This window comes from Candidatus Electronema sp. JC (assembly GCF_048287365.2).
Taxonomy (GTDB): domain Bacteria; phylum Desulfobacterota; class Desulfobulbia; order Desulfobulbales; family Desulfobulbaceae; genus Electronema.
In genome coordinates this window covers 1-22153 of the sequence record NZ_JBLWEM020000061.1, presented here as the reverse complement: position 1 = coordinate 22153, position 22153 = coordinate 1, and the positions used below count along the sequence as shown (strand labels likewise).

Below are 22153 nucleotides of genomic sequence, written 5' to 3'. Positions count from 1 at the left end.
AAAACAGGGGGAGGGAACAGAAAATAGCGTCCGCCGCAGTCGGCGGCGGGGCAGCGGAAAGAGCCGAAGGCCGCTGCTGCGGCCTCAAGATCACAGCTCCAGCACCCAGTCAGGAATGCGGTGCAGGATGTGCTCAGTCACCTGCTCCCGGCCTTTGTCGCCCTTGACCGGCTTGACCTCGCTGACCACCTCCTCAAAGTCGAACCAGCACAGCTCGCGGTCGTCTTTGGAATAAACCATGAAAACACGGCGGTCCGGGTCCTCGACATCCTCTTCCTCCTGAATCGCCCCGACCAGCCGGGATGCCTCGTCAAAAGGCAAAAAACGAATTTCCTCGCTCACTGCCGCCTCCTCAGGCTTGCGCCGCAATCAGATCATCAAAAATAAAAAAGGGCCGGAAAGCCTGCTCTCCGCGCCCCCTTCAGCCAGACTGCGCCAGCGCGGCTCAGGCCGGTTTCACCACCGCTCCGGAGCGGAGGCAGCGGGTGCAGACCCGGATGCGCTCTGTGCGGCCGCTGGAGCTGACCGAGCGGACAGATTGCAGGTTGGGCAGCCAGCGCCGTCTGCTCTTGTTGTGCGCATGGCTGACGATGTTGCCGGTGACTGGGCCTTTGCCGCAGATTTGACATTGATAAGACATGATATATTCTCCTTGCAGGGGGTTGGCGTGAAATGTTGAAGCTGTTATTGATACAACTCCCCGGCAGAAAATGCAAGCTCTTTTCCGCCAAGGGCGGTCAGAGGCAGGCAGTTTTTCACCGCCGCCGACGCTGCGGCATCGCGGATGCAAATTCCCTCTTGACAGCCTGTCCCGCCCGCGTTAATATATCCCCCGTTTGGAGGGGCTATAGCTCAGCTGGGAGAGCGCTTGAATGGCATTCAAGAGGTCAGCGGTTCGATCCCGCTTAGCTCCACCAAAATCCTGCATCGTTCATTCCGCGCCTTTTCCGCAGTCTTCCCGCATCAGCAATTCTTCCGCAGCACTTCATTTTCTTCTTTCCGTCATCTCCGCGCAGCCATGCTCAGATCAGCCCTTGGCAGTCCGCATGAATTCGTCATCACCTATGAGCTGGTGCCGGGCCAAGGCTGCTGCGGCAAAAAAGTGGAGCGGCTGCTGGATTTGGCCCGTGAAGTCAAGGCCGATGGCAGAATCAGCGCTCTGTCCATCACCGACAATCCAGGCGGCAGCGCGGCCTTGGCTCCGGCGGCCATCGGCGCGGAGCTGCTCCAGCTCGGCATTGAGCCGCTGATTCACTTCTCCCTCAAAGATAAAAACCGCAGCCAGATCGTCAGCCATCTCTACCTCTACCAGCGGCTGGGGCTGCGCTCGCTCTTGGTGATGGGCGGCGATTTTCCCAAGCCGGGCTATTACGGCCAGGCGCGGCCTGTTTTCGATCTCGACAGCATCCAGACCCTACAGCTGATGCGCGACATGGAGACAGGCCGTCATCCCGGCTGCGCCCTCAGTCTTGAGCAGCCGCAGCGCCGCCTCTTCAAAGGCTGCGTGGTTTCGCCCTTCAAGGCCACCGAGGCCGAGCAGGTCTGGCAGTACGCGCAGCTGCTGCGGAAAGCGGCGGCAGGCGCGGATTTCATCATCAGCCAGCTCGGCTTTGAGCTGGGCCGCTTCGAGGAGCTGATCACCTTTGTCCGGCGGCGCGGCCTCAGCCAGCCGGTGCTGGCCAATGTCTTCATCCCCTCGCTGCCGGTGGCGCGGGCGATGGCCGCAGGCAAGGTGCCGGGCGTGCTGCTGCCGCCGGAGCTGCTGGCCCGCATGGAGCAGGAGGCGGCGCAGGGCCGCAGTCAAGTGCGGCTGGAGCGGGCGGCGGCCATGATCGTCCGGCTCAGGCGCATGGGCTTTCAGGGCGTGCATCTCGGCGGCAACGGCCTCAGCTGCAGCGATCTCCGCACTGTGCTGGATCAGGTGGAAGTCTTTGATGCGGCAGCGGAGCTGCCGGACTTGGCGGTGGATTTTCCGCTCCAAGGGGCATGGACGTTCTGCCGAAGGGAAGCGGGACGGCTGGAGGAAAGGCCGATCCAGCCAGGTCGGAAGCCCGGCGCAGTCCGCATCCGCGCCCTCAGCCACCGCCTGATGTTTGACCAGCAGCTGCTGACCGGCAGGCTCTTCGCCCATTTTTGCCGCTTCTGCGCGCAGGGGCGGCGGCGGACAGCGGCCCTGACTCTGCTGGAGCGGGCGGTGAAACGGCTGCTCTTCAGCTGCCGGATGTGCGGTGACTGCACGCTGGCGCGGTCAGCTTTTCTCTGCCCGCAGGCAGGCTGCCCCAAACGGCTGGTGAACGGCCCTTGCGGCGGCAGCCGCTTCGGCTTCTGCGAGGTGCATCCCGACCGCCGCTGCTTCTGGGTGCGGGTCTATGAGCGGCTTGATCCGCAGACCACAGTCAGCAGTCTGGCCGCCCTGCCGCCGCTGCCGCCCAAAGACTGGGCTTTGGAGAAAACTTCCTTCTGGGTCAACTGGTTCACCGGCAGGCTGCGCCAAGGAAATTAATCCTCCTCCTCCGTGCGCCCCTCCTGTCCAGCAGTCCTGTTTCCCCCCGCGATCATGAAGATGCCGTAGGTGCTGCGCCAGTTGGGCAAGCGGCTGACAACCGCCCCCTTGGTCTCGTGGTGGTGGCTGCTGATCGCCACTTTCCTGAGGATGACTCCGTGGATCCTGCGGACAAAGATGCGGAAGTCCTTGAGGGTGATGATGCGGATGTTCGGCGTGTTGTGCCACTCGTAGGGAAACTGCTCGTTGCGCGGCGCGGCCCCTGTGAGGAGCAGCTGAAGACGCACGCGCCAATGGCTGAAGTTGGGGAAGCTGACGATCACTTTGCTGCCCACTGTCAGCAGCACTTGCAGCAGTTTTTCAGGATCGTAAACCTGCTGTAGGGTCTGACTGAGGACAATGTAGTCGAAGTGGTTTTCCGGGTAGTCGGAAACCTCCTCGATAAAGTCGCCGTGCAGCACAGACAAACCCTGGCTGATGCAGAAGGCCGCCTTGTCCTCATCCAGCTCGATGCCCACGCCGCGCACCTGCTTCCCATGCTGCAAATGCAGGAGCAGGTCGCCGCGCCCGCAGCCAAGATCGAGCACGCGGCTGCCCGGTTCAATCCAAGAGGAAATGACTTGCAGGTCAAAGCGCATTTCACTCGCCTCACGCATGGCAATGCTCCTTCAAATTGTTCTGGTATCTATAGCAGTAGCACAATAAATTAACTGCAAGCATGGTTGCTGAAAAATCTCATCTGTTGAACAGCTGAGTTTTCTTCTGAGGGCCTTTGCTTGCGCCCATTTTTCATTTTGCAGGAAAAATTTGGGCCGCTGCCGGAGGAGACCTGCGCGCGGGTGCGGGCGGCCTCTGCGGAGCAGCTGCGGCAGTGGATGAGCAAGGTCTTCACCGCCGCAGTGCCGGACGAGCTGTTTGCCGCCTGAAGAAGCGGCTATTTGCCGAAATTACAGACCGGGTAATGGCAGATGGCGCAGTTGCGGCAGAGGCCGCCGTGGCCCATGGCCGCGAAGTCCTCGCGGCTGAGGCGTTCTCCGGCGAGAATGCGCGGCAGCACCAGATCAAAGACCGTGATCTGGTGGAACATGCCGCAGGCGGGCAGGCCGAGCACCGCTGCCTGGCCGATTCTGCCGCAAAGGAACATCGCGCCGGGCAGCACCGGCGTGCCATAGATGATATCCTCGGCCCCGGCCTCGCGGATGCCAGCGCGGGTCACATCGTCGGGATCAACCGACATGCCGCCAGAAGTAATGACCAATTCCGCGCCCGCTTCCAGGCAGAGGCGGATTTCCGCCGCGATCAGGGCTGCGTCGTCCGGGGCAAAGCCGACCCGAACCACTTCCGAACCGAGCGCGGCCAGCTTGCCGCGCAGCACGGCCTCAAATTTGTCCTCAATCCGGCCATAAAAGACCTCGCTGCCGGTGATCACCAGCCCGACTTTGACCTGCGCCAGCGGCAGCACGCGCACCAGCTTCGCGCCTTCGGCGGCAATTGCCGCTGCCTGCTCCACCAGTAACCGCTCGCCGACCAAAGGAATCAGGCGCAGGGCCGCCACCTGCTCGCCTTGCTTCACCGGCGTGTTGTCGTGCAAGGTCGCGCACATCACCTCGCCGAGGAGATTGAAGCGGAGCAGGGCTTCCTTGTCAATCTTCAGCAGGCCGTCGTGCGCGGCCTTGATGCCCACTTTGCCCTCATGCACATCGTCGGAATATTCCGTGCCGCTCCCAGCGGCAGCAGCGGCCATCAGCAAGGCGGCCTCGTTCTCGTGGATTTCTTCCGCCGACAGCTCCAGCACATAGACATGCTCCTTGCCCAAAGAGCGCAGCCGCTCCACGTCTTCCGGGCGAATGATGTGCCCTTTCTTGAAAGCCCGGCCTTTGCACTTGCCCGGCACGATTTCAGTGATGTCATGGGGCAGGACCATGCCCACAGCCTGCGCAACCGGTATTTGCCGCTTCATTTGTCCGTTTTCCCTTTTTTGTTTTGCTGCTGGCAGCGGCTCCGCTTTCTGGTACACTGAGAGCGGCCTTGTCTTCCTCAACTCAACCTGCAACAGACCATGATCAGCCAGGAACTCCTCGACATTATCGCCTGCCCCAAGTGCAAAGGGCCAGTGCAGCTCACCGCAGCCAAAGATGGCCTTGTCTGCGCCGCCTGCCGCCTTGTCTATGCAATTCGCGACAATATCCCGATAATGCTCATTGACGAGGCCAAGCCGCTGCCGCCTGAACCCTGATCCGCAGTCATGAGCGATTTTTTGACAGTCACTTTCCCGATTTCCGGGGTGACGACTTCGGTTTTCGTGCCGCCGCTGACCGCCTTTGCCGTCTCCTTCTTCGCCTCGATGGGCGGACTGTCAGGGGCTTTTCTTCTCCTGCCCTTCCAGATGAGCGTGCTGGGCTACACCTCGCCTTCGGTCAGCGGCACCAACCAGCTCTTCAACATCGTCGCCATTCCCAGCGGGGTGTGGCGGTACGCCCGCGAGCGGCGGATGGTCTGGCCGCTGACGGCAGCGGTGGTCATAGGCACCTTGCCGGGCGTGGTGATCGGCGCTTGGCTGCGGCTGGAATATCTGCCTGATCCGAAGACCTTCAAATTATTCGCCGGACTGGTGCTGCTCTTTGTCGGCAGCAGGCTGCTGGCCGACTTCCGCCGCCGCAAGCAGGCGGCGCCGACGGCAGGCGCAGTGGAATTCGCCGTGGCTGACTCCAGCTTCTCCTTGCAGCGGGCGGAATTCTCCTTTGCCGGGCGGCAGCACAGCTTCTCAGTGCCGAAGATATTCCTGCTCTGCCTGCTGGTCGGGATTATCGGCGGCATCTACGGCATCGGCGGCGGCGCGATCATCGCCCCCTTTATGATCACCTTCTTCCAGCTGCCGGTTCATGCCGTGGCTGGCGCGGCCCTGATGGGCACCTTCATCACCTCCGCAGCGGGCGTGCTGGTCTATCAGCTGCTCGCCCGCTTTTACCCCGGCGTGTCGGTGGCCCCGGACTGGCAGCTCGGCCTGCTCTTCGGCATCGGCGGCTTCTGCGGCATGTATCTCGGCGCGCGCTGCCAGAAATACATGCCCGCCAAGCTGATCAAGCTGCTGCTCGCCGCCGCCGTCCTGCTCACAGCCTGCGGCTATCTGGCCGCCTGACAAGCAGCGGCGGCCTAATATTTCACCCGCACCCGCCACGTCAGCACAGAGCTGGCCTTCGGCTCCACCTTGATCTCCCAGGCCGCCGTGTTTGCGGCTTCCTTCTTGTGCGGCGTGGACTCTTCGAGCATCTGCCAGTCGCCGGGCACCGGCTCAGTCACCTTCACGGTCACGGCCTCGTCCTTGGCGTTCTTCAGCTCAATCTCGTAGGCGCTTTCATAAGCGGTGCCGCTGCTCCACGCCGCCTTTTTGAAGTCGGTCTGCTTCTTGTTCGCAGTCACATCAAAGGCTTCACCGAGCTTGAGGCGGACAGTCTCGTTCTCCGGGGTGTGATCAATGCGGTCTTCACCGACAAACTGCAGGCTGCCGGAGCTGTCCTTCTTGTACACCCGCATCACGCCCGCAGGCAAGGGCTGGCCCGCGCCGTTCTCCTTGGCGTTCTTCAGCTCCAAGAAGACCCCGACCTTCATCTTGCGGCCCAGCTCGCCTGCCTGACTGCCATAATAATAGTTCGCGCCGCGCAGGACAAACTCTTTCTTCACCTTCACGCCGTCCGCTTGCAGCAGGGCGACCTGCTTGCTCTGCTTCTCCTTGATGGTGGTCGGGCGGCCCAGAGTGTAGAGATGATACTCGAACATGGATTCTTCGGCCATGCCTGCGTCCATCGACATTTCCGCCATCGGCGCGGCCAACGCCCGCATCATCCTTGGCTGCATCGGCTCCGGCGCACGGTTCACGTCACCCGCCACTAACTGGAGCTTGGCATTCTGATAACTTGCGCCGCTCTGGTTGTTCAGCGTCACCCAGCCGCTCAGGTTGATGCTGGCATCGTCCGTTCCCAGCTCGGCCACATAATCCGCCTTCCACGACAGCCCGCCGGTCAGATAGCTGAGGACAGCGTCCTGCTTGCCGCCGTCCTTGCTGTCTACCAGCATGGTCAGCGTCGGGCGGTCGCGGAGGTTCTCCGGCACATCCGGGAAGACCAAACGGCCCGGCACGCCAGCCTCAATGCGGTCGCCAACCTTGAGCACTGTGCCGCTGCCCGCGCTGAGAACTGTGGCATCTTCCGCCGCCTCTTCGCCGCTGGTCGGGTGCGTTTTGATCAGCTTGACCGTTCGGCCCACGTATTTATCAAGCAGCGATTCCGGCGTGAGCAGGTCATACTCAAAATTCTGCTCCAAGACGTGAATGCTGGGCGCGGCGAGCAGGGCTGTCTCCGGCCTGATCTTGGCGCTGACCTCGCGGAAGGCGAGCGTCTGCTGGCCCGGCGCAAGCGTGATGCTGCGGCTGTCGCGCACCAAGGCCAAGTCCTGATTGTAGATGGTCACAGCCACAGCGGTCTGATCTTCCAAGACGGAGACGGTTTCAGCCGTCTTGCCGTCAGCGGCGGACACTGCGGCAGGAACCATCAGCAGGGGAAGCAGGGAAGCAAGTTTCAGCATGGCGCACCTCTCAATATCGGTTGAGAAACAAAGGAAAAGCGGGACATCGCATCCGTTCCGGCATGATACCGCGTTCCCTTGGAAAGCAACAGAAAAAACTGCTCCAGCCAGAGAAAGATGTTTACAGAACCGCGCTCCTGTCTGATAATAACAGGCAGATGTCCCCGGCAGAGTCAGCCTTCCGCAGGTGTCAATCAGACAGCAACGTCTGTCAGCAGCCCGGCCGCATCCTTGCAGGACGCAGCTTCTATCGGAAAACATTGAGCGAACATGCACCTTGAATATTTCGGCCTTGCCAAGCCGCCCTTTGCCGGGGAGCCGGACACGGATGTTTTTTTCCCGGAAGCGGACCGCACCGCGCTGCTCCGGCGGATTTACACCGAGCTTCAGAACGGCAGCCCGGTCGTCCGCCTGACCGGCGCGGAGGGCAGCGGCAAAAGCCTGTTCTGCCTGCTGCTGGCGCATCTCCTGCCTGCTGAATATCAAACAGTCTATCTCGCCAGCCCGGCAGGCTCTTTTGACGAGCTGCTCCGGGCTGCCTGCCAAGAGCTGGGCCAGCCGCCGCAGGCGGACATGTCGGCTTGGCTGGGCCGCCTGCTGGAGCAATGCCAGGCGCAGGGGAAAAAGTTCCTGCTCCTGATCGATCAGGCGGAGCTGATGTTTCCCGCCGCCTTGGAGCGGCTGCTGCGCACGGTCTTCACAGCGGCGGAGCAGCAGACGCTCCAAGTTGTTCTTGCAGGCCGCCCGGCACTCAACGAGCGCATCAGCCAGCTGCAAGCCTACTGCGCGGACATCGAGATGCCGCCCAGCCACCAGCTTGCACCGCTGACTGAGGAGGAGCTGGCCGCCTACCTCAGCTTCCGCCTGAAAACCGCCGGGCTGTCCGCAGCCGACAGCGGCAAGGCCTTCAGCGGCGAGGCCGTGCGCAAGATTTCTGAGCTGACGAAGGGCAATCTCCGCGCCACGCATCTGCTGGCTGACACCGCCTTGCAGCGGGTCTGCGCCGCCGACCGTTATTTCCCGGTTCTGGCGGCGGACGTGACCGCCTTGGAGAACGGCGCTTCCAGCAGGACGGACAGAAAAAAGGCCGCTCTCTCCAGCAGAACGTGGAAGCTGCTGACTGCCGCCGTGCTGCTGCTCTTTGCCGCCTTGCTCTTCCGCTACAGCGGCGAGCTGCGGCGCAGCGGACAGGAGGCGGCGGAACGCTTCGTTGCCGCCGGAACCCCGGCGGTCAAACCGGATGAGCTGCTCCCGGAGCAGCTTCAGCTGAACTCAAAGCCTGAGCTGCCGTCTGAGCCGGAAGAGCCTGCCGCTGCAATGACGGAGGAGGAGGCTGTCATGCCGTCTGAACCAGCGGAAGCCGCCGCGCCGCTGCCGGAAGAGGAGTCCTTGAACACGCCGCCGCCAGAAGAACCGTCGGAAACCAGCCGTCCAGAGGCCGAATCCGCAGCAGCACCTCCTTCTGCCCGGCTGCCGCCTGAAATTGTGCGGCTCAGTCCGGGCATGAGAAAAACCCGGCCTGCAGTGAAAAAGACGGAGCCGGTTCCGTCCTCACCAGTGCCAGCGCCGGAACGGGCCGCAGTCAATGCGGATCAGCTCTATCAGGAGCTGCTGGCCGCAGGAGGTCTGCTGCGCAACAGCCGCAGCGCGGGCCGCTACACCATCCAGCTCGCCACCTTGGCCTCGCGGGAAACGGCCAAAGAAATGATAGTCCGCGATGAATATCTTGAGCACCGCCGCCAGCTCAAACTGCTGCGCAGGCCCAGCCCAGCCTCGCCGACCTTCATTTTCTACGGCAGCTACGACAGTTTGGAGGCGGCGCAGGCCGCCGTGAGCCAGATGCCGCTCTTTTTGCGCAAGCAGCATCATCCCGCCGCCCTGCCTGTGGCGGAAGCCTTGGGCAAAGTGGGCAACTGAGCGGCGGACCATGCTCGAACTGCGCGGCATCAACACCTTTCACGGCAAGATCCACGTCCTGCATGACCTCAGCCTGCGGATCGGCGCAGGCGAGATCATCACCCTGATCGGGGCCAACGGCGCGGGCAAATCCACCACGCTGATGTCGGTCTGCGGCATCACGCCGCCCCGCAGCGGCGAGATTCTGTTCAAGGGGCAGCCTGTTCAGCGACTGCCGCCGGACAAGATCGTCACCCTTGGCATCAGCCAGGTGCCGGAGGGACGGCGGATATTTTCCGCCCTGAGCGTGGCTGAGAATCTGGAGCTGGGGGCCTATCTCCGCCGCGACAAGGCGCAGATCCGGCAGGACATGGAGCATTGTTACGCCCTCTTTCCCATTCTCGCCCAACGCCGCCGCCAGCCCGGCGGCAACCTGTCCGGCGGCGAGCAGCAGATGCTGGCCATCTGCCGCGCCCTGATGGCCCGGCCTCAGCTTCTCCTCTTGGACGAGCCGTCCATGGGCCTCGCGCCGCTGATCACCAAACAGATTTTTGACATCATCCGCAAGATCAACAAGGAAGACGGCACCGCCATTTTCTTGGTCGAGCAGAACGCCAGCTTAGCCCTGAAAACCGCCGACCGGGGCTATGTGCTCGAAAACGGCAGGATCACCCTGCATGACACGGCGGCGAACCTCCTCAGCAGCAAAGCAGTGCAAACAGCCTATCTCGGCATTTGAAGCATGAAACAGGACAAGATGATACGGGTCGGAGTGATCGGAGTCGGCTATCTGGGCCGCTTCCATGCGCAGAAATACGCGGCGATGGATGGCGTTGAGCTGATCGGAGTGGCGGATGTCGATCCGGCGCGGGCCGAGGCTGTGGCCAAGGAATGCGGCACAGTAGCGTTCACCGATTATAAAGAGCTGCTGGAGCGGACGGACGCGGTCTCCATCGTCGTACCGACCGTGCATCACCACCGCGTGGCTCTGGATTGCTTAGAGCGGGGCGTTGACATCCTGCTGGAAAAGCCGATGACCGTCACGCTGGCCGAGGCGGACGCGCTCATCCGGCTGGCCGAGGAGAAACAGCTCATCTTGCAGGTCGGTCATCTGGAACGCTTCAATCCGGCGGTTTTAGCTGTGCAGCCTTTGCTGAAAAACCCGCTCTTCATTGAGGCGCACCGGCTCTCGGTTTTCAAAAACCGGGGCACGGACGTGGACGTGATTCTTGATCTGATGATTCACGACATTGACATCATCCTGTCGATGGTCAATTCGCCGATTCAGAGCATTCACACGGTGGGCGCGCCGGTGGTCACGCAGCTCACTGACATCGCCAACGCCCGCATTGTCTTTGAGAACGGCTGCACCGCCAACATCACGGTGAGCCGGATTTCCTTGGACAGCGTGCGCAAGATGCGGATCTTCCAGCCGGGCCGCTACTTGGCCGTGGATTTCGGCAAAAAAGAGGTGATGGAGGTGCGGCTCAAGCAGGAGGGCGGCGGCTTTCCTCTGCCAGAGATTGCCAAGCACGCCTTTCAAGAGCAGGACGTGCTGGAGCTGGAACTGCGCGAGTTTGCCGGCAACGTCCGGCTGCGGCGGCAGCCCACCGTCTCAGGCCGCGAGGGCCGCCGGGCCTTGGCAATCGCCTTGGATGTCATCCGGCAGATCCGCGAGAACCAAGACCGCTTCGCCCATCTTCTCAGCGCGGAAGGAAATTTCGGCTTCAGCAGCAGCCTCTGACACGCTCAGGCTGCCGTCATCGTCCGCCACCGCTGCCAGAAGTCAGGGAAGGACTTGACCACGCAGTCTTCGCCGTGAATCCGCACGCCCGGCACACGCAGCCCGGCCACGGCAAAGCACATGGCAATGCGGTGGTCCTCATAGGTGGCGATCTCCGCGCCATGCAGGCCCGCGCCGCCCTTGCCGTGGATGATCATCCGGTCGTGCTCTTCTTCGGCCTCCACGCCCAGCTTGCGCAGCTCGCTCACCATCACCGCCAAGCGGTCGCATTCCTTGATCCGCAAATGAGCGATGTTGCTGATCACCGTGGTTCCCTGAGCAAAGGCGGCCACGACCGCCAGCGTCGGCGCGACATCCGGCATGTCACCCATGTCCGCCTCAATGCCGCGCAGTAGCTGCGGCCCCTGCACAGTGATCCCGCCCTGCGCCGCGCTGACTGCGCAGCCCATCTTCTCCAGCAGCCGCACTAAGTTCGCATCCCCCTGCAAAGAAGGTGAGGGCACGTTGGCCACTGTCACCCTTCCGCCTGTCACTGCTGCGGCGGCCCAGAAATAGGACGCGCCGGACGCGTCGCCCTCCACCGCATAGCGCGCTCCTTGATAGCAGCCCTGCGGAATGCGGAACTGCGCCAGTGAGGGCGCGGCTTCCACCTGAATGCCGAAGTCCCGCATCACCGCCAAGGTCATCTCCACATAGGGCTTGGACAGCACCTCGCCCTGCACGGTCAGCTCGGCAGATTGCTTGGCATAGGGCGCGACCAGCAGCAGCGAGGAGAGATACTGGCTGGACTTGCCCTCCGGCAGCACGGTTGGGCCGCCTGCAAGTCCGTCCGCGTCAATGCGCAGCGGCGGGCAGCCGGTGCCGGCCTCGCTGGCAATCCGCACCTGCCAGCCCTGCAAGGCCTGCATGAGCGGGGCGATGGGCCGCTGCGCCATGCGCTCGCCGCCGCTGATGCGGAAGCGGCCTTGCCCCAACGCGGCCACCGAGGTGAGAAAGCGGGTGGCGGTGCCGTTGTTGCCGAGGAAGATGTCCTCCGCCGGAGTTTGGATTGCGCCGCCGCAGCCGCGCACCTGCCATGCCGCCGGATCGCTGTCGTCAATGGCGATGCCCATCTGGCGCAGGGCAGTCATGGTGTAATGGGTGTCCTCGCTGGCCAAGGGGCCAAGCAGGACAGATTCTCCCTCAGCCAAGGCGGCGGCGATCAGGGCGCGCTGAGTGAGGCTCTTGGAGCCAGGAACGCGGACGACTGCGTCAAGGGAGTGAACGAGGCTGGTTTTGATCATTTTTTTTCTGTGTAAAGAGTTGCACATTAGATGTCAATGTTTTGTTCAAGGGTGACGACCGCTCACCGCTCTCGACCTTCGCTCTTCCGCTTCCGCGCCTCGGCCTTCTTTGTCTGCACAATGAGACAATCTTTGCCAAACTGCTGCCTGAGCTGCTGGAAGAAGTCCGCGCAAGGCCGGACAGCCATGTCAGGATGCGGCTCAATGTCCGCCTCGCCGCGCCCGTCGAAGTGGAGGGTGATCTTGATTGGTAGGGTGCCGTGGAACTGGTAGAGCAAATCCTTCAGCGCGGTGAGCTGAGGCCGCCCAACCCGATCTGACCGCAGCCGGATGACCGCCTTCTCCATGAGCTGTTCCAGCGCCTCATTCAGGGGCAGGACGCTGTCCGCGATGATGTTCGCGCCGCGCTCGCTGACCTGCACGCTGCCCTGCACGATCAGCGGCTGCTCGCTGCCAAGCAGGTGCGAACACTTGGCAAAGGTCTCCGGGAAGACGACCACTTCGACGCTGGCCGTCATGTCCTCCAGCACCGTGAAGGCCATGCGGTCGCCCTTCTTTGAGCGGTGCTCCTTGAAGCGTTGGATCAGGCCGCCGACCCGCACGATCTGGCCGTCTTTCCAGCTCTCCATCGCCGCAAGGTCGGAGTCGGCCACCAAGCGGATATGGTCTATCACGCCGTCGAGCGGGTGGCCGGTGAGGAAGAAGCCGACCGTCTCCTTCTCATAGCCGAGCTTAACCAGCGGTGCCCACTCCTCCACGTCCGGCAGCTTGATCTCCGCCGCCGCGCCTGCCCCGCTCTTGGCCGCGCCCCCGCCCATGCCGAAAAGGCTCATCTGGCCGCTCATCCGGTCGCGCTGCACAGTCTTGGCCTGCTCAATGGTCTTATCCAAGACCTCCATCAGCTGCGCCCGCTTGGCCCGCATGGAGTCAAAGGCCCCGGCCTTGATCAGGTTCTCCAGCACCTTGCGGTTGACCCGGCTCGAATCCACCCGCCCGCAGAAGTCGGCCAAGGATGTGTACGGTGCCTTGCGCCGCTCCTCGATCACCGAGTCCAAGGCCGCGCCGCCCACGCCCTTCACCGCTGCCAAGCCAAAGCGGATGCGGTCTTTGATAACCGTGAAGTCATGGTAGGACTCGTTGATGTCCGGCGGCAGCACCTCAATGCTCATCTGCCTGCATTCATTGATGTACCTCACCACCTTGTCGGTGTTGTCCACGTCGCAGGAGAGGAGCGCGGCAAGGAACTGGGCCGGGTAATGCGCCTTGAGGTAGGCGGTGTGGTAGGCAACGAGGGCGTAGGCGGCGGAGTGTGAGTTGTGGACAATGAGGCCGTCCGCCACGAAGTTGTGGTCTTCCTCTACCGTGAGATCGTAAGTCTGCTGCTCGCCGCGCGGTTCAATGAACACCACGCTGTCCCAGAAGATGTCGGACTCGGCGATCTCAGCAAGGCGGCTTGAGGCGAAGAAGCTCGCCAGCCGGGCAAGTGTTGAGCGGCGGAAGCCGCGCTTCCCGGCAGAGCCTTTGCCCATGAACTCCTTCATGCACACGCCGGAACGTTGCTCCAGCTCGCGCCACGTCAGACCTGCGGCCCTGCGCACCTCATCCACCCACGTGCGCACCTCTACAGGAACGGTGTCTTTCGAGGTCAGGCCGGGCTGCTTTCCTTCAAGGTGATGGCGGAGCTGCTCTGCCTGATGTTCCCGCCCCAGCGCATGAGGGACAACACGCCTGAGGAAGGTCTCTGCCGAACCTTCCCCAACCAGATGCACTGTGTAGCCCGGACGTATTTCCCCTCGGTAACGGAACTGCTTCTCGTGGACACCACTTGGGATGCCCAGCCGCAGAAGCAGCGTCTGCACGTCGTAGGCGAGCTGGAAGGACGAGGTGGCATAGAACGGCGTGAACTGGTTGTGATTAGCAATGAAGCCGTCGCCTGCCCAGAGCCTGCCGAGGAACAGTTCGATGTCCGCGTCAGCCAGAAGGAAGACCTCAGACGGAACAGCCTTCTCGACGGCCTTCTTGCCTAAGATGCCAAGCTGTTCAGCCCAGTGCCATGCGCCGGAGCGGACAGGCGGGGCAGCTTCCTCCTCTGCGTTCCGCTCTTTCTTGCCGAAGCGCATGTCGCGGCCCGTGTTCACGCAGACCTCGAAGCGTCCGTTGCTGCGCTGATACACCCGCGCCTTGCTCTCCGGGAACTGCTCTGCGGCTGCGGCGAAGTCCTGCACCAGCACTGCATCGTTGCCGAAGAAGTAGAGCGAGGACGGGTGGCAGACGTTCCCCTCGGCGAGCAGACCAGCAAGCGTAATCAGCTCATGACGCGGCCAGCATTTACCTCCCTGCACAATCAAGCGGCGTGGCGCGGCAATCCGGTCGCCGGGCTTGAGATCGCCCAGCAGTGTCCAGCCGTCAAGGGTACGGAAAGGATGATTGGCGGTGGCCGTAATGCGATGCCCCTGCGCTGTCCGCAGCTCAAAGACCGGCTTGATCCCATTCTCAAAGACATCAAGCACCTTGCGCGGACGCAGCTTGCCGTCCTCGCCAAGCGCGTGCACCATGAAGCGGCGCGGCTGCTGATGCAGCTCTTCAACTGTGAGCAACTCGCCGGTCTCTGCGTCAAGCAGCCGGGTGGCTCCCACGACGCACTTGTTAAAACCATACCCCGCAAACTTCGCCATCAGGTCAAAGACATACGCCGCCCGCTCCTCCGGGATGCCGTTGACCTTGGCTCCAGCCATGAACTTGCCGCGCTCCTTCTCCATCTCCTCCGGTATCTTCTTGCCCATAGCCCGGCGGAGGATGTCCGCGTCGCCGAGGCTGTAGGAGGCGAGGATGTTGGAGATTTTCATCACCTGCTCTTGATAGACGATGACCCCGTAGGTCTCCCGCAGCACCTCCTTGATCTGCGGCAGCGGGTACTCGGCAGGACGGCGGCCATGCTTGGTCTCGACAAACTGATCGACCATGCCGGAGTCGAGCGGGCCAGGCCGGTAGAGCGCGACAAGGGCGATGAGGTCGGTGAACTGCTCCGGGGCCATCTTGATCAGCAGCTCGCGCATCCCGTCGCTTTCGAGCTGGAACACGCCCAAGCTGCTGCCCGCGCAGAGCAGGTCGTAGGTCTTCTGGTCGTCAGTCGGGATTTTACTGAGCTGCACCTCAAGGCCGATGTCCTGCTTGATCAGCTTCAGGGCGCGGTCAATGACGGTCAGGGTCTTCAATCCGAGGAAGTCGAACTTGATCAGTCCGGTCATCTCGGTGTATTTCATGTCATATTGGGTGAGGATCTCCTTGTCCGGGCCAATGCAGACGGGCAGATACTCCACCATCGGCTTGGGCGAGATCACCACCCCGGCGGCGTGCGTTGACTTGTGCCGGGCCAGCCCCTCCAGCGTCTGCGCCACCTTGAGCAGCTTCTGGATGCTCTCCTCCCGCATCGCGTCGCGCAGGCGCGGCTCTTGGTCAATCGCCTTCTTCAGGGTGATCTTCAGCTCTTCCGGCACCAGCTTGGCGATCCGGTCAACCTGCGGCAGAGGAATCTCCAGCACCCGGCCCACGTCACGCAGCACGGCCCGCGCCTTCATCGAACCGTAGGCGACTATCTGGGCCACGTGCGCATCGCCGCCATAACGTTGGCGGACGTAGTCAATCACCTCATCCCGCCGGTCTTTGCAGAAGTCCACATCAAAGTCGGGCATGGAGACCCGCTCGACGTTGAGGAAGCGCTCGAAGAGCAGGCCGTAGGGGATAGGGTCAATGTCGGTGATCGCCATGCAGTAGGCGGCGAGACTGCCCGCCCCCGAACCACGACCTGGGCCTACAGGGATGCCCTTGCTCTTGGCCCAATTGATAAAATCCGCAACAATAAGGAAATAGCCCGCGAAGCCCATCTTCTGGATGACCTTGATCTCCATCTCCAGCCGTTCGCGGTACTGCGCTTCCAGCTCCGGGCTGACCTCCTGCAACTCGCGCAGCAGAGCCAGCCGCTGCTCCAGCCCGTCGCGGCAGGCGTGCTCAAAGAGGCTTTCCAGCGACTCGCCCGCAGGCACCGGGAAAATGGGGAAGTGGTTCTCGCCGAACTTCAGCTTGAGGTCGCAGCGTTCCGCCACTTCCATCGTATTGCTCAGGGCCTCCGGGCACCAGCTAAACTGGCGGGCCATCACCTCCGGTGGCTTGAAGTACAGCTCGTCGGTCGAGAACTTGAAGCGGCCCGGATCGCTGATCACCTTGCTGGTCTGAATGCAGAGCAGCACCTCGTGGGCGTAGGCTTCGTCCTTGTTGAGATAGTGACAGTCGTTGGTGGCCACCAGCTTGATGCCGAGATCATGGCCTAATTCCTGCAAGCCTGTGTTGACCTTTGTCTGCTCCGGGATGCCGTTTTCCTGCACCTCGAAGTAGAGGCGGTCGCCGAAGAGCTGCTGCAATTCCAGAGCCTTCTGCCGGGCCGCGTCCATGCCGCTGTGGCTGATCAGCCAAGGCACCTCGCCATGCAGACAGGCGGAAAGGGCGATCAATCCTTCGTGGTGCGCGGCCAGCAACTTGCGGTCAATACGCGGCTTGTAGTAAAAGCCCGCGGTCTGCGCCACCGAAGCCAGCTTCATCAGGTTGCGGTAGCCGTCCTCGTTCATCGCCAGCAGGACGAGGTGGAAGTTGTGGCCCGCGCTCTTGTCGTGGATGAGGTGGTCGGTCTCGGCGATGTACAGCTCGCAGCCGATGATGGGCCGCAGCCCGGCCTTCTTGGCTTTGGTGTAGAACTCCAGCGCGCCGTACATGGCCCCGTGGTCGGTGACAGCCACGGCGTTCATGCCGTATTCTTTCGTCTTTTCAATCAGGTCGCCGATGCGGATGGCACCGTCAAGCATGGAGTACTGCGTGTGGACGTGCAGGTGGGTGAACGGGGAAGGCATTTTCTATCTCAAGGAAGGGAAGACACTGCCGCAGAATAGAATCTACGGCAGAATCTCAAAATACGGATGGTGTTTTGGCCGAATGATGGTGAAATCACGGCGGTCAAGCGTAAGAATGCGGGTGATGTTCAGCCGTTCAGCAAGGGCAACGATGGTGGCATCAACAAAATCTAACCGGCTGTCAGCATATTCGGTCAATATTGCTGTCACCCGTTTTAAATCGTCTTTCGTCACCATCTCAACAGCGACATCGCTTGCGGCTAAATTGCCAAGAAACTGCCGCATTGCTTTATGGCCCAAGCGCGACCCGATCAGATAGCTGACTTCAGGCAGCACTGTGACCGGCACAATCAGATTATCGCTGATCTTGGCGGCGACATCAAGAACACGGGCGTGATTGTGGTCTTTGCTGTTTGTCATTGCCAGCAGGAAACTGGTGTCAAGCAGCGCAGTCACGGTTTCCTTTTTCGGTCAAGTCCCCAGCCGCGAACAGGGTCAATCTCTTGTTGCAGAATATCTTCATCGCATTGCGACAAATTTTCTTCCGCCTCACCAAGCCCGGCGATTGAAAGCAGAAAACTGCTTCCAGATGTCGATTTTTCCTTTTGCACAGGCCGCGCAATTTTAAATTGAATATAGGATAAATAGTTGGCCAGTTCCGGCAGAACTTCTGACGGCAGATTGTTGATCACGTCAATGAGCTTGCGCCTAGCGACGATTGATGGATTCATTCCAACCTCCCCTTCATAAGCTTATGACCGACAATGGGCTGCTTGAACATGCTGCAACCTCTGGCGAATGCTGACAGGCAAACGGAGAAGGCACCCCCCGTTCGCTGGCCCTTGTGCCGCCAACCATCTCGTATTCCGATGAATTCAACCCGCACAGCGACTTGATCGCCAAGCGGATGATTATGAGATACTCATTCAGCGTCTTGACATCATCGGCCTTGACATTGACCATCTGCGTCCGCTCGGCGTTAATCGCGTCCACTGCTTTTGTCGATGTTTTCAGCGCATTGATCTTCGCCTCCAACTCCGCAATTGAGATGCCTGCCGGTAGCCCCTCGCCGATTTTCTCCATCGCCTCTTTGATCTTGCTTGCTTCTTGCAGCAGATTTGCTATGTTTCCTCCGATCATCACAGCCTCCTGTTAGTTGCGCATCTGATGTCTTTTCAAGAAAGGCATGACGCTTTGTTGAAAAGAAGACGTTTGATTAAAAAGCGACTGACCTCTTGTTTAAGTGAAACAGGTTTTGTTCAAAATAAAACTTACTTGTGTTTAAATGAAATAGGTTCTATTTAAAATGAATAGACATTCTGTTTAAATAAACAGAACTTAAATTTGAATAGAGCAGGCTTGATTCAAACTCAAGCAAACTTTCGGCAGAATAGAACGCACTCTTGTTTAACAAAATCCTCCTCTCGCGAGGAACAAAGGTTATCTTCAGAAAGTTGACTGGCGGCGAAGCATCTTTTTTGCATGTTTTGGCTGAATATTTTCTCGCTTTGCACGAGACAGGCATTCAAGCGAATGTATACCTCTGCGAAAGGAGAAAGCAAGCGGTATTTTCGCTTGCAGAGGCTTGATCCAAGCGGAGCACCTGCGCTATCAACGGTATTTACGCCGCGCGATGCGGATTACGCCGTCAAACATAGAATACTGCATGTAAAATAAATGATGAATTAGTTTCGCCCATTGAGTTATTAGCTTTCTTCTGTTTCAACGCGCCATTCATTAAAAGAATATCCAATAGCTTGAATAATTTGTGAGCAGAGGCGATATATAGAATCTGCGGTTCCATGACTTTCATAAAACAGATCATCACTGATACTCTTTGGTGACCTGAGACCAGTTGCAGAACGTCGTACATGACGTGGGAATTCTTTTATGAGTTGTTCAAGAGTTGTTTCATCACCATTTTTTGAAATTTGTGTGATTGTAATACGAAGAACGTCTTGCCAAGTCTTACAAGCGAATGTTTCTCCGAACACAAGCAGCTGCTTTGGTCTGGTACCACGAAATGAAGGTTGCCGACGAGTGGAAATATTCGGGGCAAAGTCTGGCCAGACCTTGAGCGCATAATTGGCTAATGTTTTTGCACGCCCGTCAATCTCATCGCGAGTCCAGCAATCCAGATTTGCAATATCTCGGTTGAGTGCTAAGTTGCTTTGCCTGAACGACATGACCTTGCGGGAAAATTCTGCATTGGAAAGTTCACTGTTGTATCCAGTCAGTGTAAGATTACCAATGGTATGTAGATATATCTCGTGTGTTTCTTCAGCAGCGTTTCCCAAGTGCTCCTTCCACCAAGCGGTGAGCTTCTGCGGCATAATATGCTCAATTGTCAATTTGTCCGTTATGACTGGCTCTTTATTTCCCAGATATGCTTCCAGTTGCTCAAGAATGAGTTTGGCACGATCTCGTGTATCTCTGCCACCTATAGAGTACAGTTTCCTTGTTTTGAGGTTCTCGCAAAATTCTTGGTCAGACGGATAGTTTCGTGAGCCCAAGACATCCCGGATGCCATCTAATATTTTTGAAAACTGACTGACTTGCCTGTATAGTGCTGTGAATACTTCATTTAATTCCGCACGAATTGTTCCGCACACATATCTGCGCACAATAAAATTCTCAATAACATCTAAAATATCAACTACTTCTTGATCGCTAATGCGATTTGTAGCACGATCATCAAAGATATTAAGCAGGAAAGGATAACAAACTGTAGCACGCAAACGCTGAAGTCGCACGAGTCGCGCCCGCACCTGAATAGATTTTTCCTGCTCGGCATCAAGAAATTTGACATAACATTTTGAAAACTTGACAAGTTCATCAAGCAGCGATTCGGCTTGACCGTTGCCTTCAATTTTTTTCTTGAACGTATAATAGACATCAGCTTCCTTAACCATAGCACCATCTTTAATAAGGAAATGTCGGAGATACATCTCCATATTCTCTCGTTCAATCAAGCATTCCATAGGCCTCCACTTTTCTTTATAAATGGAATCATGATACGCATCATCTATTCTCATAAAGAAAAAGTTTCTGACAAGATCGCTCTGAGAAAGAGGTTCTCCTTTCGCATTCAAGCTCTCAAAGATAGCGTAATGATTATCATCTTGCTCAAGAGTAATGCTAACCAGAAAGATATGGCTTAAAATAGCGGTGGCGAGTGTATTCAATTTTTCAGCTGAGAAATCCCGAAGTAAGCGTGTGAAATATTGATAGGCGTTATGCAACGCACCGCCTGCCGTTGAGCTGTCCTCGCCAAGAATAATTTTTATAAATGAGGCACGATCATTGTGTTTTGACTCATCACCTTGAGTTGGGAGCAACTTGTATTGATCAAGATCGTCTTGGTAGCGATTGGTGAGATACAGCTCGTGAATACGATTTGATAGTTTAGAATCATCAATTTGCTTTGCACGATCTCGAATAGCTGTCAGGAGAAGCAGTAATGTTGTTACGCGTTGCTGGCCATCAATTAATAGGTACTTTGTGACTCCCTCAGGCACTGAATGCGCAGGTGCCGTTACGATAGCTCCCATAAAATGCTCACTGGATGCTGTTGATACAACATCCTCGCTCAGCAGCATTTCAATATCTTTCCAAAGAGTATCCCAATTTTTTTGCTTCCATGTATATGGGCGTTGAAAATGAGGTATCAAATATTGATTAGTGCCCTCAATGATTTTACTGAACTTTGTTTCACTTGCCTTCATTGTTGAAATACTCCTCTGTGGAATGCTGATATAAATCATCGAATTGCGACGAACAACAAAATCGCATTTGTGCATTTAACCACCACCGTCAGCTCATGTCAAGATTACGCTGCGGCCAAGCGGCAGGCCAGCTCTTCACAGGTTGCGGCTGCCGTCCTCGTTCATCGCCAGAGCCGCCTGATCTCCGTTGACAAATATTCGCAAACATGCTAACCTGACACCCTGCGGGAAATAATTTTTTATCGAACAGAAACGGGCAAATGCCCTGTGGAAGAATACCTCGACTCTCTTTCAGGCAAACAGGCTGAAAAGGTCTTCTTTGTCCTCGACATAGTGAAGAAATTCGAGCTTGTCCCCAGCAAATTTCTGAAAAAGCTGGAGGCCGCTGATGACATCTGGGAGATCAGAATTCAGCAAGGCAATGACATTTTCTGTCTCTTAGGTTTCTTTGACGGCGAACAGCTTATTGTCCTCAATCACGCCTTCACCAAAAAGAGCCAGAAGACTCCTCAAAAGGAAATCAAGACAGCAGAGCAGCGCAAGAAGGACTATTTTTCACGAAAGGGACTGCAATGAGCGATTTTCAAAAATACAAAGCAAAACGGATGCGGAATCATTCTGAATTCTGGGAAAACTATGAAGAGCGTGCGGAAACCTTCCAGATAGGGATTCTCCTCAAACAGGCGCGAAAAGAGGCTGGGCGGACGCAAGAGCAAATTGCGAACGAACTCAAGACAACCAAGTCCGTCATTTCCAGAATGGAAAATCATGCAAAGGACATCCGCCTTTCCACGCTGGAAAAATTTGCCAAGGCCGTTGGGCGGCGTATTCAGGTTGTGCTGGTTTGACTGCCAGCTTCATCAGATTGCGGCAGCCGTCCTCGTTCATCGCCAAGAGAAGGTGGGTCGGTCTCGACGATGTACAGCTCGCAGCCCAGCCTTCTTCGCCTTGGTGTAGAACTCCAGCGCGCCGTACATGGCCCCGTGGTCAGTGACAACTATGGCGTTCATGCTGTATTTTCTTTTTTTTCAATCAGGTCGCTGATGCGGATGGGCTGTCGAGCATGAAATGCTGCGTGTGGACGTGCAAGTGGGTGAAGGGGGGCATGTGAAGGAAAGTACGGGCTGATTATAGAGGAATCCCTCTACCTAATGTGCAACTCTTATGCAGCAACCAACCCATCCAAATCAAGCGGAGGTCGATTGCAAGATAACTTAACGAAAACACAGACAGTATGCGCCAAAATTTTACGGATCAGCCGATGTTGAAAATGCCAAAGATCGTGCGCTCGGATGTGATCGGCGTTGGAGCGGCCTGTCAGCTGCGAGCCGACAGTTTCGATGCGCTTTCTTGCACGTCTGCAAAAAAAAAAAAAAATTTGGGTAATGGTGATTTATGAGTGACAAGGCGGGTCGCACCTGAAAAATATATTGAATTTATCATTAAAAACAATATAATAGCGAAAAGCGGACTTTCGGGTACGCCTTCACCGCTTGGCTTTCAAAGGAGGGATTGTCCGC

The 22153-nt window shown here is 58.3% G+C and carries 22 protein-coding genes and 1 tRNA gene; 11 read left to right on the top strand and 12 right to left on the bottom strand.

The genetic code is table 11. The annotated features are described in order from the left end of the window. Positions 1-90: 90 nt before the first annotated feature. Positions 91-342: a hypothetical protein gene (locus tag ACNKH3_RS09885; RefSeq protein WP_420209115.1), complete on the bottom strand. Its 252-nt coding sequence runs from the start codon at positions 340-342 to the stop codon at positions 91-93. Between the two features lie 103 nt (positions 343-445). Continuing rightward, complete coding sequence (rpmB, locus tag ACNKH3_RS09880; protein WP_420209114.1) at positions 446-640, bottom strand: 50S ribosomal protein L28; 195 nt, start codon at positions 638-640, stop codon at positions 446-448. Between the two features lie 201 nt (positions 641-841). Between rpmB and ACNKH3_RS09875 the strand changes: the two genes are divergently transcribed. Together ACNKH3_RS09875 and ACNKH3_RS09870 are read left to right on the top strand one after the other, a co-directional pair. Next, a tRNA-Ala gene (locus ACNKH3_RS09875) sits at positions 842-917 on the top strand. 101 nt (positions 918-1018) lie between these two features. Beyond that, positions 1019-2503, top strand: coding sequence for a methylenetetrahydrofolate reductase C-terminal domain-containing protein (locus tag ACNKH3_RS09870; protein WP_420209113.1), 1485 nt, complete (start codon positions 1019-1021; stop codon positions 2501-2503). Here the strand turns inward: ACNKH3_RS09870 and metW are convergent. Further along, positions 2500-3159, bottom strand: coding sequence for a methionine biosynthesis protein MetW (gene metW / locus ACNKH3_RS09865; RefSeq protein WP_420209112.1), 660 nt, complete (start codon positions 3157-3159; stop codon positions 2500-2502). The genes ACNKH3_RS09870 and metW overlap by 4 nt on opposite strands. A gap of 138 nt (positions 3160-3297) precedes the next feature. Here metW and ACNKH3_RS09860 point away from each other — a divergent pair, with 138 nt between their 5' ends. Beyond that, positions 3298-3429, top strand: a complete 132-nt coding sequence (locus tag ACNKH3_RS09860) for a hypothetical protein (RefSeq protein ID WP_420209111.1) — start codon at positions 3298-3300, stop codon at positions 3427-3429. An 8-nt stretch (positions 3430-3437) separates the two neighbouring features. Here ACNKH3_RS09860 and ACNKH3_RS09855 read toward each other — a convergent pair whose 3' ends face one another. Then, positions 3438-4463, bottom strand: a complete 1026-nt coding sequence (locus tag ACNKH3_RS09855; protein WP_420209110.1) for a molybdopterin-binding protein — start codon at positions 4461-4463, stop codon at positions 3438-3440. A 99-nt stretch (positions 4464-4562) separates the two neighbouring features. Between ACNKH3_RS09855 and ACNKH3_RS09850 the strand changes: the two genes are divergently transcribed. Further along, positions 4563-4739, top strand: a complete 177-nt coding sequence (locus ACNKH3_RS09850) for a Trm112 family protein (RefSeq protein ID WP_420209109.1) — start codon at positions 4563-4565, stop codon at positions 4737-4739. Between the two features lie 9 nt (positions 4740-4748). Beyond that, entirely contained in the window at positions 4749-5642 is an 894-nt protein-coding gene (locus ACNKH3_RS09845; RefSeq protein ID WP_420209108.1) for a sulfite exporter TauE/SafE family protein, read from the top strand. 14 nt (positions 5643-5656) lie between these two features. Here the strand turns inward: ACNKH3_RS09845 and ACNKH3_RS09840 are convergent, their stop codons facing one another. Further along, positions 5657-7084 carry a DUF4139 domain-containing protein gene (locus ACNKH3_RS09840; protein WP_420209107.1) on the bottom strand — a complete coding sequence of 476 codons (1428 nt, stop codon included), beginning with the start codon at positions 7082-7084 and terminating at the stop codon, positions 5657-5659. Between the two features lie 270 nt (positions 7085-7354). On the opposite strand from ACNKH3_RS09840, the gene ACNKH3_RS09835 reads away from it, so the two are divergent. Genes ACNKH3_RS09835 through ACNKH3_RS09825 form a run of 3 tightly spaced genes read left to right on the top strand, consistent with a single transcriptional unit; the run spans position 7355 to position 10724 of the window. After that, entirely contained in the window at positions 7355-9001 is a 1647-nt protein-coding gene (locus ACNKH3_RS09835) for an AAA family ATPase (RefSeq protein WP_420209106.1), read from the top strand. 10 nt (positions 9002-9011) lie between these two features. Continuing rightward, the gene (locus ACNKH3_RS09830; protein ID WP_420209105.1) at positions 9012-9719 is read left to right on the top strand and encodes an ABC transporter ATP-binding protein; all 708 of its coding nucleotides are present in this window, start codon (positions 9012-9014) and stop codon (positions 9717-9719) included. Positions 9720-9737: 18 nt separating this feature from the next. Then, entirely contained in the window at positions 9738-10724 is a 987-nt protein-coding gene (locus tag ACNKH3_RS09825; RefSeq protein ID WP_420209104.1) for a Gfo/Idh/MocA family oxidoreductase, read from the top strand. Between the two features lie 5 nt (positions 10725-10729). Here ACNKH3_RS09825 and aroA read toward each other — a convergent pair whose 3' ends face one another. From aroA to ACNKH3_RS09795, 6 genes are all read right to left on the bottom strand, one after another. Beyond that, positions 10730-12007 (bottom strand): 3-phosphoshikimate 1-carboxyvinyltransferase, encoded by a 1278-nt coding sequence (gene aroA / locus ACNKH3_RS09820; protein WP_420209103.1) that lies wholly within the window; start codon positions 12005-12007, stop codon positions 10730-10732. A 62-nt stretch (positions 12008-12069) separates the two neighbouring features. Next, positions 12070-16908: a DNA polymerase III subunit alpha gene (dnaE, locus tag ACNKH3_RS09815; RefSeq protein ID WP_420209102.1), complete on the bottom strand. Its 4839-nt coding sequence runs from the start codon at positions 16906-16908 to the stop codon at positions 12070-12072. 42 nt (positions 16909-16950) lie between these two features. Beyond that, positions 16951-17364, bottom strand: coding sequence for a type II toxin-antitoxin system VapC family toxin (locus ACNKH3_RS09810; RefSeq protein WP_420209101.1), 414 nt, complete (start codon positions 17362-17364; stop codon positions 16951-16953). Then, positions 17361-17639, bottom strand: a complete 279-nt coding sequence (locus tag ACNKH3_RS09805) for a hypothetical protein (RefSeq protein WP_420209100.1) — start codon at positions 17637-17639, stop codon at positions 17361-17363. Before ACNKH3_RS09805 ends, ACNKH3_RS09810 begins: the two co-directional genes overlap by 4 nt. Before the next feature lie 13 nt (positions 17640-17652). Further along, complete coding sequence (locus tag ACNKH3_RS09800; protein WP_420209099.1) at positions 17653-18048, bottom strand: hypothetical protein; 396 nt, start codon at positions 18046-18048, stop codon at positions 17653-17655. Positions 18049-18614: 566 nt separating this feature from the next. Beyond that, the gene (locus ACNKH3_RS09795) at positions 18615-20708 is read right to left on the bottom strand and encodes a DUF262 domain-containing protein (RefSeq protein WP_420209098.1); all 2094 of its coding nucleotides are present in this window, start codon (positions 20706-20708) and stop codon (positions 18615-18617) included. A gap of 192 nt (positions 20709-20900) precedes the next feature. Here ACNKH3_RS09795 and ACNKH3_RS09790 point away from each other — a divergent pair, with 192 nt between their 5' ends. Together ACNKH3_RS09790 and ACNKH3_RS09785 are read left to right on the top strand one after the other, a co-directional pair. Further along, positions 20901-21209: a type II toxin-antitoxin system RelE/ParE family toxin gene (locus ACNKH3_RS09790; RefSeq protein WP_420209097.1), complete on the top strand. Its 309-nt coding sequence runs from the start codon at positions 20901-20903 to the stop codon at positions 21207-21209. Further along, positions 21206-21481 carry a helix-turn-helix domain-containing protein gene (locus ACNKH3_RS09785; protein ID WP_420209096.1) on the top strand — a complete coding sequence of 92 codons (276 nt, stop codon included), beginning with the start codon at positions 21206-21208 and terminating at the stop codon, positions 21479-21481. The genes ACNKH3_RS09790 and ACNKH3_RS09785 overlap by 4 nt, the downstream gene beginning before the upstream one ends. 36 nt (positions 21482-21517) lie before the next feature. Here the strand turns inward: ACNKH3_RS09785 and ACNKH3_RS09780 are convergent, their stop codons facing one another. Beyond that, positions 21518-21643 carry a PHP domain-containing protein gene (locus ACNKH3_RS09780; RefSeq protein ID WP_420209095.1) on the bottom strand — a complete coding sequence of 42 codons (126 nt, stop codon included), beginning with the start codon at positions 21641-21643 and terminating at the stop codon, positions 21518-21520. 260 nt (positions 21644-21903) lie between these two features. On the opposite strand from ACNKH3_RS09780, the gene ACNKH3_RS09775 reads away from it, so the two are divergent. Further along, the gene (locus ACNKH3_RS09775) at positions 21904-22032 is read left to right on the top strand and encodes a hypothetical protein (RefSeq protein WP_420209094.1); all 129 of its coding nucleotides are present in this window, start codon (positions 21904-21906) and stop codon (positions 22030-22032) included. The last annotated feature ends 121 nt before the right edge of the window (positions 22033-22153 follow it).

Bases quoted from the DNA above. Each gene is read 5' to 3' on its own strand.
- rpmB (WP_420209114.1), bottom strand. From the start codon at position 640: ATGTCTTATCAATGTCAAATCTGCGGCAAAGGCCCAGTCACCGGCAAC.
- ACNKH3_RS09780 (WP_420209095.1), bottom strand. From the start codon at position 21,643: ATGAACGCCATAGTTGTCACTGACCACGGGGCCATGTACGGCGCGCTG.
- ACNKH3_RS09795 (WP_420209098.1), bottom strand. From the start codon at position 20,708: ATGCACAAATGCGATTTTGTTGTTCGTCGCAATTCGATGATTTATATC.
- ACNKH3_RS09840 (WP_420209107.1), bottom strand. From the start codon at position 7,084: ATGCTGAAACTTGCTTCCCTGCTTCCCCTGCTGATGGTTCCTGCCGCA.
- ACNKH3_RS09835 (WP_420209106.1), top strand. From the start codon at position 7,355: ATGCACCTTGAATATTTCGGCCTTGCCAAGCCGCCCTTTGCCGGGGAG.
- ACNKH3_RS09870 (WP_420209113.1), top strand. From the start codon at position 1,019: ATGCTCAGATCAGCCCTTGGCAGTCCGCATGAATTCGTCATCACCTAT.
- aroA (WP_420209103.1), bottom strand. From the start codon at position 12,007: ATGATCAAAACCAGCCTCGTTCACTCCCTTGACGCAGTCGTCCGCGTT.
- ACNKH3_RS09855 (WP_420209110.1), bottom strand. From the start codon at position 4,463: ATGAAGCGGCAAATACCGGTTGCGCAGGCTGTGGGCATGGTCCTGCCC.
- dnaE (WP_420209102.1), bottom strand. From the start codon at position 16,908: ATGCCTTCCCCGTTCACCCACCTGCACGTCCACACGCAGTACTCCATG.
- ACNKH3_RS09800 (WP_420209099.1), bottom strand. From the start codon at position 18,048: ATGATCGGAGGAAACATAGCAAATCTGCTGCAAGAAGCAAGCAAGATC.
- ACNKH3_RS09775 (WP_420209094.1), top strand. From the start codon at position 21,904: ATGCCAAAGATCGTGCGCTCGGATGTGATCGGCGTTGGAGCGGCCTGT.
- ACNKH3_RS09845 (WP_420209108.1), top strand. From the start codon at position 4,749: ATGAGCGATTTTTTGACAGTCACTTTCCCGATTTCCGGGGTGACGACT.
- ACNKH3_RS09785 (WP_420209096.1), top strand. From the start codon at position 21,206: ATGAGCGATTTTCAAAAATACAAAGCAAAACGGATGCGGAATCATTCT.
- ACNKH3_RS09850 (WP_420209109.1), top strand. From the start codon at position 4,563: ATGATCAGCCAGGAACTCCTCGACATTATCGCCTGCCCCAAGTGCAAA.
- ACNKH3_RS09830 (WP_420209105.1), top strand. From the start codon at position 9,012: ATGCTCGAACTGCGCGGCATCAACACCTTTCACGGCAAGATCCACGTC.
- ACNKH3_RS09825 (WP_420209104.1), top strand. From the start codon at position 9,738: ATGATACGGGTCGGAGTGATCGGAGTCGGCTATCTGGGCCGCTTCCAT.
- metW (WP_420209112.1), bottom strand. From the start codon at position 3,159: ATGCGTGAGGCGAGTGAAATGCGCTTTGACCTGCAAGTCATTTCCTCT.
- ACNKH3_RS09805 (WP_420209100.1), bottom strand. From the start codon at position 17,639: ATGAATCCATCAATCGTCGCTAGGCGCAAGCTCATTGACGTGATCAAC.